Genomic DNA, 15,644 nt, shown 5'->3' with positions numbered 1-15,644 from the left:
GATGGAGACCGATATGGAAATGCATGATCTGTGTACAATCGCAGCCCGTGAAATGCGCTGTGTGCTTGCAACAGCGATTAAGGTAGAGGGTCATGCTTACCGTAAGCAGGGAGTCTCTATGCTGTTGACCGAGGAAGGCCAAATGCATGGCAGTATCAGTCCGGGATGCCTGGAGAGTGACCTTCAGGCCAGGGTGAGCCATGTGCTGGATACCAAGCAGATGGAGTTCGTGGAGTACGACATGCGTCCTGAGGATGATCTGTCCTGGGGGGAGACCATTGGCTGCGGCGGGCTCGTTGTTGTGCTGCTTGAACCTGTGTGTGGTGAACTCCGATCTACGTTGCAGAAGATGCATGAGTGTTTGCAATCCGGCGCTGCAACAACGTTAATCCGAACATTCCATGATGATTACACAAGGGTTCAATATGGCTGGAAACGAGTTGAGCCTACGGCAAAGGGGCATCCGGTCTTGCGTCCTTCGCTCGTCCCTCCTCATGATCGTGTGACAAATTATAATCTAACTTCATTGCAGGTTGATGTACAACACAGCAGAGAGAATATCAAGCATGAACATACCGCATTAACACAATATTCTCGCGATATACCTCGCCTAACGCTTGTGCCTGAAATGGTACCTGCTACGTCAAACGGATCTCACTCTTCCCCTCCGTCCAGTGATTCACAACATATCTCTGAGGCTGATATACCGACTAACGATGCGATTTCAACAAATCCTTGGGATCTCCCGCAGCAACTTACTTCGCAGTACACACCTAAACCTCGCCTGATTATCATCGGAGCCGGAAATGATGTTATTCCTGTTGCCAGACTCGCCGGGTCCGCAGGATTCCGTGTTGTGGTAGCCGATTGGCGAGAATCCTTATGCACCTCGGAACGGTTCCCTGGAACCGAGCTCGTTTTGGGTTTCCCATGTGAGATCATGCCTCTGTTAAACGTAAATAAAGGGGATTATTTGATTTTGATGAGTCACAATTTCCCCCGCGAACGTGAACTGTTGGAGATGTTAGTGAACTGTGAGTATGCGTATCTTGGGATCATGGGTTCCAAAACACGAACAGCCCGTCTGCTGGATGGTTTACCACCATTGAAAAATGTACATTCTCCCGTTGGTCTGAGCATCGGAGCAGATGGTCCCGAACAGATCGCCATCAGCATTGCAGCGGAATTGATCGCATGTAAACATAAGGTTTCTGCCTTGAGTACTGAGGTAGGGCAGAAGGGAAGCGTTGCACATGCGAATGACGGGCATCGTTCTGGCAGCAGGTAGGAGTTCTCGCCTTGGTCGGGATAAACTCTCGGTTGTCATGCCAGACGGGAGGTCACTGGCTGCATGGTCACTGGAAGCTGCGCTGGATTCAGATCTGGATCAGGTGATCTGTGTGGTCAAACCGGAAGATTCATTGGCTTGGTTGCCTGTAAAATGGATTGATTCTGCCACGTATGCGTATCATCCCACAGCGCGACTTCGAATTGTAGCCTGTGCTGACTATGCTTGCGGTATGGCCAACTCTCTTCATTCTGGCGTATTGTCGGCCATGGAGTACCAACCGGAGGGCATTCTCATGTTACTGGGTGATCAGCCTTTAGTAAAAGCGCAGGATATTAATCGGGTGACTACCGCACTGGCTACCCACAAGCTGAGTGACTATGTCGCAGCTACCGACGGTGAGGGAGGCAAGCCGCCCGTTGCTTTTCGCTCCCATATGTTCGGACCTCTGTTGTCTCTGCATGGAGATGAGGGGGCACGCAAGATTATGCGCAGCGCTAACTATTCAGGTGTGCATGTGCCACTGTCTGAGACGAGTTTCTGGGATGCGGATACAGAACCGGAATTGGAACGCATTTTGAATCATGTATATGAATCGGGGCAGGAGACCATATAACAGGAGAAGATTAATGACCATGTATAAATTTATAACATGATGAGGTCAGCCAGGCAGTCTGGTTGGCCTGTTTGTCTTCTTTTTACGTGTGGTGAAAGAAACTTCATGTTAGCTTTCGATAGATGATAATGCATCAAGCACAAATAGAACGCAGGTTTTATACATTTATCCAAAACGATGTGAAGGTAATTGACGTTGCTGCTTAACTCTCATATGATTTGAAGAATTATCTGGATCAGACGGTTGAATGTCCTGCCCATGGAAGAGAGAGAAAGGGGATGCGGCGATGGTGACACCGGCATACGGTTCTGGAGCATTGCCATCCGTATGGCAGCCTGAGAACTTGCAAGAACTGCAAACGTTGAGAACTAGATTCAAGGGAATATGTTGTTTCACAGCAGGTGGAACATTACTGCGAACCCAGTGGGAGGGCGGCTTGGTTCCGGCGCCTGAACACATGATTAGCCTGGCTCGTATTCCTGAAATGAGCGGTATATCGAATCGTGAAGATGAGATCGTCATTGGCGCAATGACCCGTTTAAAGGAATGTGCTTCACAGGCGTTGCTGCATCAACTGCCGATCCTGCAAGAAGCGGTAAATGCAATTGCAGCTCCTTCCATTCGAAATGTGGCAACCATTGGCGGGAATATTGTGTCTGGAGTCGGGGATACCCTGACTGCTTTGCTCGTATATGATGCGAAGTTGCATTGGTTAACGGACAACGGAATTGAAATTCGAAGTGTGTCTTCGTGGCTTCAGGGTGGACCGGATGGTAGCCGTAATCCAGGGGACGTATTAATCTCGATTCATATCCCGATGAGACCGTCCTCTCTGCTTGATGTGGACAGTGGAAACAAGCCTGCTGCACGAGAGGTTTCCTTTTACCGCAAGCTGGGTCGACGGGAGACGTTCAGTGCATCGCTGGTGACGGTTGCGTTATACGGTGAGATTGATTCGGATCATCGCTGGACCAAGATTGCGATTGCGGCTGGTGGAGGTTCAGGCATGGCGATGCGACTTCTGGAGTCGGAACAACAGCTTTTTGGTAGCGAAGCTTCTGTCATGCAAGCGGCGACTCTCGCAACTGCTGTGGCTGATGAATTTACGACTTATGGCGATGCATTTGCAACGGAACATTATCGTCAACAGACCGCAGGCAACCTGCTTGGTGCAGGGCTATGGGAGGCACTTCACAAATAGATCAATGGGATCAAGCAAAGGGGGAGAGGGATTATGCTGCTGAATCGGAAACAGAGCGGGAAACGCTGGCACCTGCGGCCAGATGGGGCACCCAAGGTAACAGGTCAGCTTCAATATCTGACGGATATGACGCTGCCTGACATGATTCATGGCAGAGTATTGCGAAGCGAATATCCTTATGCTCGCATATTGTCTATAGATACTTCGGAAGCTGAGGCGTTGGAAGGTGTCTATGCGGTTCTGACCTCCAAAGATGTACCTGGTCTGAATCGTTTTGGCATTGCGACCCCGGATCAGCCTGTATTCTGCGAGGATATCGTTCGTTATGTTGGGGATGCCATTGCAGCGGTTGCTGCGGATTCCCCGGAACGTGCGGCACTTGCGCTGGATGCGATTCGTGTAGAGTATGAGGAGCTCACGCCGCTGAATAGCACAGACGCTGCGTTGGCTCCCGGTGCACCAGAGCTGCATGAGCATGGTCCAGGTAATGTGCTGCATCGGACGGAGATCAAACGTGGAGACGCCGAGCAAGCCTTTGCCACATGTGATCATATCGTGACAGAGACCTATTATACGCCACGCCAGATGCATGCGTACATGGAGACAGAAGGTGGCCTGTTTGTCCCGGATGAAGAGGGAAGGCTGAATGTATACGCGGCAACGCAACATGGCTATAAAGACCGGATGCAGCTTGCACGCATTATTGGCTGTCCTGAAGAAGATATTCGCGTGGTGTCTTCACCGATTGGTGGTTCATTTGGCGGAAAAGATGAACTCAACGTACAGCCTTATGGTGCACTGCTGGCCTTGAGATGCGGACGTCCTGTGAAAATGCATAATTCACGTAAAGAATCCGTGCGTGCAGGGCTAAAACGGCACCCCATGAAGATTGAAATGCAGACCGGTATGAGTCGAGAAGGTATCATACAAGCTCATCGTGTCCGTATTACAGCAGATACGGGAGCGTATGCCACACTGGGTGCACCCGTGCTAAACTTCTGTACCGAACATTGTCTTGGACCATACGCCATTCCGAATGTGGATGTGGAAGGTGTGTCTGTGTATACGAATAATGGATTGTCGGGTGAGTTTCGCGGATTTGGCGGGAACCAGGCGATTTTTGCCATGGAAGGCCAGATGGATCGGCTTGCAGAAATCATGAACATGGACCCTTGGGAGTTCCGCAGACGCAATATGAGGGAAAAGAATGATCCCGGACCGCTGAATCAACGCATTTTGGTCACGGATGGACTGTCCCAAGTATGGGAGGCATTGGATCGCTCCGAACTGTGGCAAAAACATCAGCATCCCCCGACAGATCCTACTTTGCCACCATGGATCAAGCGTGGTGTCGGAGCAGCAATTGCCATGCATGGTGCAGGGCTCGGTTATGGCATTCCAGATCCTGCGGGCGGTCGCTTGTCCCTGAATAATGAAGGCAAGATTGAGGTGGCATTCAGCTACGAGGAATTCGGTCAGGGGCTCGTTGCAACGCTGGAAATTATGTTATGTGATCTATTCCAATGCAGTACATCGGATCTCAGTATTATCATTGGAGATACGGATCGTGTGCCACACAGCGGATCAAGTACGGCTTCACGTTCAACAACGATGGCCTGGATGGCCCTTCAACGTTTGCAGTCTCCATTTCGTTCCCATGTCCTCGCTGTTGCATCTGAGGCGTCGGGCATTCCGGCGGATGAACTGGTAACAGGACCCGGGGGGATATGGCGCAAAGGTCAGCTTCCTGCCGAAAGTTCAGAAGTAGAAACAGATGTGCAAGGGACAGGAAAAAGCAAGAAGGAAGTAACCTTGGCACAGGAAGACGTAAATCAAATGTCTGAAGAAGCAGGAAAAGCAGAGAAGGCTGAAAGAACTGAAGCGAAGGCGAAAGAAGGAGAGCGTTCAGACTCCGTGATCTCGTATGCTGAACTCGCGACACAGGGCGAAGCCGATGAATGGATTTTTGATACGAAGTTTGATTATCCAACTACGCCGGACAATGTGGTAGGCGGGCATTATTTGTATACGTATGCGGCGGTTGCGGCAGAGGTGGAAGTCAATACGTTGACTGGAGAAACCAAGCTGCTCGATACACGTCATGTTGTAGCGGCAGGTCCAGTTATCAACCCTATGGGCTATATTGGACAGATTGAAGGCGGCAGTGTCATGGCGCTGGGATTCACGTTGACCGAGGATGCGGTCATGCAGGACAGCCGTTATGTAACCACGAACCTTGACACGTATATGATCCCAACCATTCAGGATATTCATACCCAACTGGAGGTTGAAGCTATTGAAGACTTACCCGAAGGTGATGCGTTTGGACCGAGGGGGATCGGTGAGATTGGTTCCGTAGCGCTTGCGCCAGCCATTACTGCCGCAATACATCAGGCGACAGGTGTATGGGTTAACCGTCTTCCTGTACCGAGGGAACAACTGGTCAGACCTTTAAATGTACCTTTGCAGGAAGGAGTGAGCCCATCATGAATAAGCCACTTGAGAATCACTGGACAGCCATTGTGAATGGTGAACATAAACATCTGGAGATTGCGCAAACGATCCGACTTGTCGATGTGCTTCGGACTCATTTGCAACTGACGGGTACCAAAGTATCCTGCGAAGTTGGTCGCTGCGGCTCATGTATGGTTCTGATGGATGGAGAGCCGGTGAATTCCTGTCTTGTCATGGCTTATCAATGTGAAGGCAGTGACATTGTGACCATTGAAGGTCTGCATGGCGAGGAGAAAGGCACCCTGCATCCGATTCAACAAGCTTTTGTGGAGGAAGGGGGCTTCCAGTGCGGCTACTGTACTCCGGGCATGGTGATCTCAACCAAGGCATTACTGGATGCACATCCAGAGCCATCTCAAGAACAGATTGAGTCGGGGTTGTGCGGGAATCTGTGTCGTTGTACCGGCTATGGTGGCATTATTCGGGCGGTACGCAAGGCAGGGGAACGCTGTGCGATAAAGGAAACGTCTGCCGAAGAAACAGTTAGTTGAGTTGATGCGTAGGACGTAAGCATAAAAACAAAAATAAAAACAAGGAGAATTGAAGAATCATTCTTTAGAAAAGCATTCGATCCAGGAATGCTTTTTTTGTTTTGTTTTTTTAGGTGTTCTGCCAAGTACAATCATATAATGGGAGATGAGGTTTACGCCCGATTCTGGTTAGATAATGAACCGTTTTCGATTGTCATCAATATTGGTGAAATAATAGGAATATGGCATTCAAAGTACTGGTACAAAGGAATTTCAAATGTTTACTTTAACCATATATTTACAAATATTGACGGGCGTGATATGTTTAAAATGAAAGCGCCATCATGAATGGGTTCATTGACATTTCATTATTATATTTTACATGGGAAGGAAGATGGAATGGATGAAAAATTTGCTCAAAAAGGCAACCGCAATGATGCTGGCATTGGCCCTGCTGCTTGGATTAATGACAGCGCCCGTTCATGCAGACACCCCACTGTTCACCATCGAAAGCGAAGATGCGCAGCTCACCCCGGATCTTCAAGTGGTCACTTCGATCTATGGACAACCCAAGCCTGGATTCTCAGGGGCCGGTTTTGTCTGGATGCAGAACTCTGGCACAATAACGTTCACCGTTACTGTTCCGGAAACTGGCATGTACGCAATCTCCACACGATATATGCAGGAGCTCAGTGCGGATGGAAGGTCTCAAAATTTAATCGTAAATGGTGTTACAAAAGGTGCGTACATGCTGCCTTACACGACAACATGGTCAGACTTCGATTTTGGCTTTCACAAGCTGAATCAGGGTAGCAATACCATTGAGCTGAAGGCTGGCTGGGGCTTCGCGTATTTTGATACTTTTACCGTGGATTATGCGGAACTGGACCCTCTGAATGTACAGCCAATTCTAAGTGATCCTGAGGCGACACCGGAAACACAAATTTTGATGAATTATTTAACGGAGGTATACGGAAACAACATCATCTCTGGTCAACAAGAAATCTACGGAGGAGGGAATGACGGAGATTCAGAACTTGAATTCGAATGGATTCATGATCTGACCGGAAAGTATCCGGCTATTCGCGGCTTTGATATGATGAATTACAATCCGCTGTATGGTTGGGAGGACGGTACAACCGATCGCATGATTGATTGGGTGAATAATCGTGAAGGTATTGCAACAGCTTCCTGGCATATCAATGTACCCCGCAATTTCAATACGTATGAACTAGGGGACTTTGTTGATTGGAAAGAAGCTACGTATAAGCCAACCGAAACGAATTTTAATACTGCAAATGCGGTCATTCCTGGTACCAAAGAGTATCAATACGTGATGATGACCATTGAGGATCTGGCAGAACAACTGCTGATTTTGCAGGACAACAACGTGCCGGTTTTGTTCCGTCCGTATCATGAAGCGGAGGGCAACGGCGGACTGAACGGGGAAGGCGCATGGTTCTGGTGGGCTTCAGCAGGCGCAGACGTGTACAAAGAGCTATGGGATCTGCTCTATACTGAACTGACCGAGACGTATGGCTTGCACAATCTGATCTGGACGTACAACAGCTATGTATATAGTACTTCTCCGGCTTGGTATCCGGGTGATGACCAGGTAGATCTTGTCGGATACGACAAATACAATACGATCTACAACCGTTATGACGGTTTGTCGGGCGTGCCCAATGAGGATGCGATTACCTCGATTTTCTATAAGCTTGTTGAGTTGACAGGTGGTACGAAAATGGTAGCGATGACGGAGAATGACACGATTCCAAGCGTGAAAAATCTGACAGAGGAGAAATCAGGATGGCTGTACTTCTGTGCTTGGTATGGCGAGCATCTGATGAGTTCTGCATTTAATTACCCGGCAACACTGAAAACGCTTTATCAAAGTGATTATGTCATTACGTTGGATGAGCTGCCGAATTTAAAGGTTAACAATCCTAACCCAAGCGCATCCATTACACCTGCAAACGTCGAATTTGACAAATATGCACCCAATCAAGCCGACAAAGCCGTAACGGTGAATGCAAATGGTAATACGCTGACCGCTCTTCGGGCAGGCAACCATGTGTTGACCGTAGATACGGACTATACCCTGAGCGGAAGTACGCTGCTGCTGAAAAAAGCTTATCTGGCGACACTACCCGTTGGCGAGCATTCGATTGTTCTGGATTTTAATCAAGGCCAGGACCCTGTGTTAAAAGTCAAAATCGTGGATTCAACACCGAGTACCGATGCTGTGATTTCACCTGTGAATGCAACATTCGATAAAGCGACGAATTACGCGCAAGATATGAATGTGTCTCTCACCTTGAATGGCCGTCAGCTTACAAGCATCACGAAGGGGAATGTGACGCTTGTAGCGGGTCAGGATTATACGGCATCCGGCGCTGCTGTTGTGTTGAACAAATCCTATCTTGCCACGCTGCCGCTGGGCCAAAACGTATTGACCTTTCACTTCAATGGAGGAAATAACGCTGTATTAACAGTGAACGTAGTAGACAGTACAGTTACTGTGCCTGTCGGAGATATGACGATTCAAGCGTTTAACGGCAATACAAGTGCATCCACCAACGGAATATCACCCAAATTCAAATTGATCAACTCTGGTGATTCGGCCATTCCGTTGAGTGATGTCAAACTTCGGTATTACTATACGATTGACGGGGAAGAAACTCAGACGTTCTGGTCGGACTGGGCCAGTATGGGAAGTGCAAATGTAACCAGTCAATTCGTTAAATTGGCCACTCCAGTTGCAGGGGCAGATCATTATCTTGAAGTGGGCTTTACAAGTGCAGCGGGAACATTGAATGCAGGGCAGAGCGCAGAGGTTCAAGCTCGCTTCTCTAAAAACAATTGGACGAATTACACCCAGACTAATGATTACTCGTTCAAGGCATCTGACAGTCAGTTTGCAAACCATGATAAGGTTACCGGGTATGTGAATGGTCAGCTGGTATGGGGAATTGAACCGTAAGGAAGAGAGAACATTGAGGGGCTGGATCAGGGAGTTAACCTCTGATCCAGCTTTTTATGATGTAGACGGTGTACATTCGTTAAAAGGAATGTTCTTTTTCAAGCTCAGTACGTGACAATGTATACCTATCTGTTCATATGCGATCTATGATCTTATTCGTATGGCCCATGATGAACTGAAGAAGCAGACCTGCGCAACATACAGTTAATAATGTACCAAGCCCGATCGGTCCGCCAAAAAGGAATGCCAGCATCAAAAATACAAAGTAAATCAATGTTCTCGATACGAATAAGGGCGTTCGCGTGATTTCGTGCAGAATTAAGGTTAAGCGGTCAATTGGAATGGGTGCGAAATTGGTTTGTAAATAGATGGCCGTGCCGATACTTATGATCACTAATCCAATGACAAAAGTCATCAGTTTGCTGTACCAGACCTCAGGCGTGATTATAGATTCAGATACATATAGCCATAGATCAATCCCCACACCAGTAATGAATGCGGTGACGAGCCCCAGAAACTCGGGTTTTTGCTGCTTCAAAAGCGAATTGCATCCAATTAATAGGAACGCAATGATGACCTCCCAGCCTCCTACACTTAGCCCTACATGTTGGGAAAGCCCCACCAGAAGTGCATCAAACGGTGAGGTGCCCAGTTCAGATTGGATGGTAAGGGAAATGCCAAGTGTCAAGATGAGAATACCTGCGACAAAAATGACATATTTCAATTCATTCAACCTCTTTTTGAGATTTTTTTGTTGCAAATACAACAAAAATAAGATAAATTCAATGTAATCCTTTTTTATTGCATTTGCAACAAATGATTCATGATTAACTTGTTAAAGGAATGTGAACCTAAATGACGATTCGTATAGACATATGTACCATTGAACATGTATGTGAACTGCAGGAGATTAGTTATGAGACGTTTAATGAAACGTTTGAAGCGCAAAATTCATCCGAAAATATAAATGCTTATCTGGAAAAGGCGTTTAATCGGGAACAATTAGAAACGGAACTGTCCATGGCGGATTCGCAATTTCTTTTTATTTATGTAAACCATGAACTTGCAGGATATATGAAAGTAAATATCAATGATGCGCAGTCTGAGAAGATGGGCGTGGAATCCCTTGAGATTGAGCGGGTATACATCAGGAAAGAGTTCCAAAAGCATGGCCTTGGTAAAGTATTGCTCCATAAAGCCATAGAGATGGCAACAGCACATCACAAAACGAGTATCTGGTTAGGGGTGTGGGAGAAAAACGAAAATGCCATCGCTTTTTATGAAAAGATGGGGTTTGTACAGACAGGAGCTCATGCTTTTTACATGGGAGATGATGAACAGATTGATTTGATAATGACCAAAACGATACTGTAACTGGTTCATTGAGGGGAAAGCTTGGGAGAAAAAATGCTAATTAAGCAGAATTCTTTCGGGCTTTTTTATGTTTTGCCAGAACCGTTGAATAATAAAATGTAGAAATGGACGAGAAATGTTTCATAATAAATATTATGTAAACTTATTATTTTCGATGACCATTATAAGCTGCATCTATGGCATTAGTAAAAGTTAAAGTCCTGATTAATACATAATTGGCAGTATTGTTTAGCTCAATATCCCTCAAGGGAGCAGGCTGGTCTCAAGGTATGTTATTACAATGTATTAGTTTATTTCTGCGTTTGGACAGCCAGTTGAAAATCGTTTTCGTTTGTCGTCTAATAGATCGTGTTACGTTCTTAATAATCACTATATTAGTTGTACATATACTATGTTAAAAGAACTTCTTGCGCATGAACAGGGCGTGCTAATTCATCATGTTAAACTATTTGGTTTTAGACGCGGAAAATGGAAAATAAAATTAATATTTTAAGTGAAAATCAGGCGAATAAGGCTCTTGAAACGAGCCGAAAAAGGACTGAAATCAATCAAAATATTAATTGGATAAATAAGGGATAAATCGTCCGAAAGGCGCTGCTGCGCCGATTACAGATCAATTTCATATAGATTTGCGATGGATTTAGTGGCGCTTTCACGATATGCTTTTGGAAATTGGAAAGGAAGTGGGAAAAATGGAACGCGAACTGGCGTTGGAAATTGTCAGAGTAACAGAATTGGCTGCGTTAGCTTCAGCACCCTGGATGGGACGAGGTGACAAGAACAGTGCAGATGAAGCGGCTACTTTGGCCATGCGCGCCATGTTCGATTCCGTGTCTATTCGCGGCACGGTGGTAATCGGTGAAGGAGAAATGGATGAAGCACCCATGTTGTACATCGGCGAGGAAGTGGGCAACGCTGAGGGGCCTGAGGTTGACGTGGCTGTAGACCCGCTCGAAGGTACAGAAATCGTGGCCAAAGGACTAAACAACGCTCTATCGGTTATTGCAGTGGCGGGAAAAGGTAACCTGCTCCACGCACCGGACATGTATATGGAGAAATTGGCGGTAGGACCTGCGCTTGTAGGCAAGGTCAGCATTGAAGATCCGGTTGAAGTCACACTGGAGAAAGCCGCTACCGCATTGAACAAAAACATCTCGGATCTAACGGTGATGATTCTGGATCGTGTGCGCCATGAGAGCACAATTAAGACCCTGCGCAAGGTTGGGGTGCGGATCAAGTTCCTCAGTGACGGTGATGTTGCGGGTGCAATGGCACCGGCCTTTCCGGAGGCAGGCATTGATCTGTATGTCGGATCAGGAGGAGCGCCAGAAGGAGTGCTGGCAGCCGCAGCGCTATCTTGCCTTGGGGGCGAGATTCAAGGTCGCCTGATGCCTGCCAACGCCGACGAATTCCAGCGCTGCCTGCAGATGGGGATTGATAATCCATACAAAGTGTTAACGATGCAGGATATGATCGGCACGGAGGACGTCATTTTTGCCGCAACGGGAGTGACGCCAGGTGAAATTCTGGGAGGGGTACGGTATCTTGCAGATGATCGCGCCGAGACGGATTCGATTGTCATGCGTGCCAAAACCAAAACCATTCGGTTTATTCGTTCCCAACACTTCTTACCTAACAAAGAAGTGCTGCACAAGGTAAGACAGCTCCAATCCACGCCAGAACCATCGGACCGCATTCCGAATCTTGTGAAAACGATGGAGCAGGCTGAGTTTAGTCAATCCTCCGTTGATCATGGCGTTACAACCACGTTGTGAGCTGGACTCTCCATAATTGAACAAATAGGATCAACTGAAATCGTTGTATTGAGTGTTGATAAGTAACTTGAACCCCTAAGATTACAGGTGCTTGAATCATTGAAAGTACCATCTCTGGTAAGATAATAATGAGGGCTTGGATTAATCCACAGCCCTCATTATTTTTTGTGTTAAAAGCATTGACAACGGTTACATGGCATGAGAAAATGTACGCGCGTACATAAATATCGATTTTTAATTATTACACCATTAATAGGTGAGCTAGAAAGGGTTGAAATCCATGGCATCTCGTAAAGAAGTGGCTGATCTTGCGGGTGTTTCCGAGGCGACGGTCTCCCGGGTGCTTAATGGGGTAGGTCCTATTAAAGAAGAGACACGCCGCAAGGTTCTTGAAGCTTCCGAACAGTTAGGCTATGTGCCCAGCGCTCTTGCTCGCAGTTTTGCCAGAAGTAAAAGCGGGAACCTTGGCGTGGTATTACCTTATGTTCCGAAGGCGCATCTGTTCTCGGCGTATTTTTTCTCGGAAATGCTGAGTGGGATTGGAAGCAAAGCCAGAGACCATGGCATGGATCTGCTGGTTATGTTCCGGACACCCGGTGAAGTAATGAATTATACGGATCTGTTCCGGCGTCAGAAAGTGGACGCTTGCATTATCCTTGGTGCCAGAGATGATCATGAAGAACTGGCGGCCATGCAGCAGCTTCACCAGGAAGGACACCCATTCTGTGTCATGAATCAGCATTTTGAGGGCCAATCGTTTACGGAAGTGGATGCGGATCATGTGGAAGGAAGCAGGCTTGCCATACGACATCTTACGGATCAGGGGTATCGCAAAATCGCTTTTCTCAATGGTCCAGACAGCTATTCCAACAGCCAGGAACGAATGGAAGGTGTCCGTCTTGGTCTGCAAGAAGCAGGTATGGAACTGGACCCGAGTCTGTTGCTTGAGGGGAATTATAGCAGACGAAGTGGCATTGAGGCGGCAGCGATTGTAGCAGATCGGCTGCATGAGATTGATGCTGTATTTGCGGCCAATGACCGGATGGCCATTGGGGTCATGCATGGTTTGCGTGAGCGGGGAATAGGGCCTGCGGATTTCCCGGCATTTGTGGGTTATGACGACTCCGATGCCGCCGAGATGGCGGTTCCGCCGCTGAGCAGCGTCAGGGTTCCATTTTTTGAAATGGGTGAACTTGCAGCATCGAAGCTTATGCATGGCTCTGTTGGTGACACACATAATGCGAATAACTCTGTTCTAGCGGTAACCGAATCAGCGAGAGCGTTGTTGCCTACCGAACTGATCATCCGTGCTTCTTCTATCCGTCGATAGTTTATTGGTACACATATGAAAAGAATTTTTATTATTCCAAAGGAGGAAATGACCATGTCAAATCGTCTTCGTGTCGGAATGGTTGGATACAAATTTATGGGAAAGGCCCACAGTAATGCTTATCGCAGTCTGCCGATGTTTTTCCCGTCTGCTCCGCTGCAGCCTGAGATGTCTGTGATCTGTGGACGTAACGAGCAGGGAGTGCAGGAGGCAGCGAATCAGTTCGGCTGGTACGAAAGTGTAACCGATTGGCGCGAACTGGTGAAGCGGGATGATATCGATCTGATTGATATTAACGCGCCAAGTGATGCCCATAAGGAAATTGCGTTGGAAGCAGCTCGTCAGGGCAAACATCTGTTTTGTGAGAAACCATTGGCCCTGTCCCTTGCGGATTCGCGTGAGATGCTTCAGGCAGCAGAGGATGCTGGAGTCGCACATATGGTCGGGTTCAACTACCGTTTCTCACCAGCGGTGCAATTAGCGAAGGATCTGGTGGAGAGCGGAAGACTGGGTAAGATCTATCATTTCCGTGCTTTTTTCTTGCAGGACTGGATCATGGACCCTTCGTTCCCGCTGGTATGGCGTTTGCAAAAAGAAGTGGCTGGCTCCGGTTCCCATGGGGATCTGGGCGCGCACTTAATCGATCTGGCTCGTTTCCTTGTTGGTGAATTCCAGGAAGTCATCGGCATGAGCGAAACATTCATCAAAGAACGACCGCTCGCAGCCGAGATGACAGGACTGAGCGCTAAGGGCAGTTCGAATGCGGATGCACCGAAAGGAGAAGTGACCGTTGACGACGCGACGCTGTTCCTGGCACGATTCGCAGGAGGTGCGCTGGGCAGCTTCGAGGCTACACGTTTTGCAGCGGGGCATCGCAGTACGAACTCGTTTGAGATTAACGGAAGTCTCGGGAGTGTACGGTTTGATTTTGAGCGGATGAACGAACTGGAAGTGTATTTTACCAAGGATGAAGAGGATGTACAGGGATTCCGCCGTGTACTGGCAACTGATCCTGCACACAAATATGCTGAGGCCTGGTGGCCTGCCGGACATACGATTGGATTCGAGCACACGTTCACCCATGAGATGCTGGAGCTGGTGACAGCGATCTCTGAAGGACGACAACCATCACCGAGTTTCCACGATGGGGTCGCTTGTCAGGCTGTACTGGAAGCGGTGGAACGTTCGGTGACGGAGCGGCGCTGGGTGACGCTTGAAGAAATGTGAGCAAAGATGGACAGCGAGACAGAGACGTCAGGATTAGAGTTGAGCACAACTAATATATCCGAAAGCGAGTGATGAAACGATGAGTAAAGCACTTATTGTATGGGGCGGCTGGGATGGACATGAACCGGAGCAGGTAGCAGCGATTTTTGAACGTATTTTGAAGGAAGAGCAGTTCGAGGTTGAAGTCTCAAATACGTTGGAGTCTTATGCAGATGCAGAGAAGCTGATGGGTCTGGATTTGATCGTACCCTTGTGGACGATGGGACAGATTGAGCAGGAACTGGTCAATAACGTATCAGCGGCTGTTCAGAGCGGTGTGGGCTTGGCTGGTCTTCACGGCGGGATGTGTGATGCCTTCCGAAATAACGTGGACTGGCAGTTTATGACGGGTGGACAATGGGTTGCCCATCCAGGTAACGATGGTGTGGAATACATGGTGAACATGAAGCGTGGCTCCAGCCCGTTATTGGATCATATCGAAGATTTTCAGGTGAAAAGTGAACAGTATTACCTGCACGTAGACCCGGCCGTGGAAGTGTTGGCCACAACTCGTTTTCCAGTGGTAAGTGGTCCGCATGCAGCGAATGGACCGGTAGATATGCCTGTTGTCTGGACGAAACGATGGGGAGCAGGACGGGTATTTTACAACTCACTGGGACACCATGCAGACATTGTAGACATGAAACCTGTGACTGAAATGATGCGCAGTGGTTTCAAATGGACAGCAGCAGGCAAAGAGCTTGCCAAGAGTCGAGTAAGTACAGCAACCGAAGTGTATACAGGTATGGCGGACAACCAGAACTAATGAGATCGTAGTTTGATTGCAAACGTAACTTCAGTGTCAACAATTCATCCTCAATGGATAA

12 protein-coding genes are annotated in these 15,644 nt (G+C 47.8%); 11 read left to right on the top strand and 1 reads right to left on the bottom strand.

From position 1 onward, the window contains the following. Positions 1–13 precede the first annotated feature (13 nt). From NLBNIHML_RS04285 to NLBNIHML_RS04260, 6 genes are all read left to right on the top strand, one after another. On the top strand, positions 14–1,288 hold the full coding sequence (locus NLBNIHML_RS04285; RefSeq protein WP_494353848.1) for an XdhC family protein: 1,275 nt from the start codon (positions 14–16) through the stop codon (positions 1,286–1,288). Beyond that, positions 1,254–1,904, top strand: a complete 651-nt coding sequence (locus NLBNIHML_RS04280; protein WP_494353847.1) for a nucleotidyltransferase family protein — start codon at positions 1,254–1,256, stop codon at positions 1,902–1,904. The genes NLBNIHML_RS04285 and NLBNIHML_RS04280 overlap by 35 nt, the downstream gene beginning before the upstream one ends. 286 nt (positions 1,905–2,190) lie before the next feature. Continuing rightward, positions 2,191–3,105 (top strand): FAD binding domain-containing protein, encoded by a 915-nt coding sequence (locus NLBNIHML_RS04275; RefSeq protein WP_494353846.1) that lies wholly within the window; start codon positions 2,191–2,193, stop codon positions 3,103–3,105. 33 nt (positions 3,106–3,138) lie between these two features. After that, positions 3,139–5,595, top strand: a complete 2,457-nt coding sequence (locus NLBNIHML_RS04270; protein WP_494353845.1) for a molybdopterin cofactor-binding domain-containing protein — start codon at positions 3,139–3,141, stop codon at positions 5,593–5,595. Next, the gene (locus NLBNIHML_RS04265; RefSeq protein ID WP_494353844.1) at positions 5,592–6,110 is read left to right on the top strand and encodes a (2Fe-2S)-binding protein; all 519 of its coding nucleotides are present in this window, start codon (positions 5,592–5,594) and stop codon (positions 6,108–6,110) included. The genes NLBNIHML_RS04270 and NLBNIHML_RS04265 overlap by 4 nt, the downstream gene beginning before the upstream one ends. A 382-nt stretch (positions 6,111–6,492) precedes the next feature. Continuing rightward, positions 6,493–9,072, top strand: coding sequence for a X2-like carbohydrate binding domain-containing protein (locus NLBNIHML_RS04260; protein ID WP_494353843.1), 2,580 nt, complete (start codon positions 6,493–6,495; stop codon positions 9,070–9,072). Between the two features lie 133 nt (positions 9,073–9,205). On the opposite strand, the gene NLBNIHML_RS04255 is transcribed toward NLBNIHML_RS04260, so the two are convergent. Then, positions 9,206–9,796: a YczE/YyaS/YitT family protein gene (locus NLBNIHML_RS04255; protein ID WP_494353842.1), complete on the bottom strand. Its 591-nt coding sequence runs from the start codon at positions 9,794–9,796 to the stop codon at positions 9,206–9,208. A gap of 131 nt (positions 9,797–9,927) precedes the next feature. Here NLBNIHML_RS04255 and paiA point away from each other — a divergent pair, with 131 nt between their 5' ends. From paiA to NLBNIHML_RS04230, 5 genes are all read left to right on the top strand, one after another. Then, positions 9,928–10,446 (top strand): spermidine/spermine N(1)-acetyltransferase, encoded by a 519-nt coding sequence (paiA, locus tag NLBNIHML_RS04250; RefSeq protein ID WP_494353841.1) that lies wholly within the window; start codon positions 9,928–9,930, stop codon positions 10,444–10,446. A gap of 692 nt (positions 10,447–11,138) precedes the next feature. Beyond that, positions 11,139–12,221, top strand: coding sequence for a class II fructose-bisphosphatase (glpX, locus tag NLBNIHML_RS04245; RefSeq protein WP_339255716.1), 1,083 nt, complete (start codon positions 11,139–11,141; stop codon positions 12,219–12,221). Positions 12,222–12,501: 280 nt separating this feature from the next. Continuing rightward, entirely contained in the window at positions 12,502–13,551 is a 1,050-nt protein-coding gene (locus tag NLBNIHML_RS04240; RefSeq protein WP_494353840.1) for a LacI family DNA-binding transcriptional regulator, read from the top strand. A gap of 54 nt (positions 13,552–13,605) precedes the next feature. Further along, positions 13,606–14,778 (top strand): Gfo/Idh/MocA family protein, encoded by a 1,173-nt coding sequence (locus NLBNIHML_RS04235; protein WP_494353839.1) that lies wholly within the window; start codon positions 13,606–13,608, stop codon positions 14,776–14,778. 79 nt (positions 14,779–14,857) lie between these two features. Continuing rightward, positions 14,858–15,583 (top strand): ThuA domain-containing protein, encoded by a 726-nt coding sequence (locus NLBNIHML_RS04230; RefSeq protein ID WP_472477696.1) that lies wholly within the window; start codon positions 14,858–14,860, stop codon positions 15,581–15,583. Positions 15,584–15,644 lie beyond the last annotated feature (61 nt).

This window comes from Paenibacillus sp. JNU01, assembly GCF_059130585.1.
Note: the sequence above shows the minus strand (reverse complement) of the source record. Positions and strands in the feature narration are given on the sequence as shown.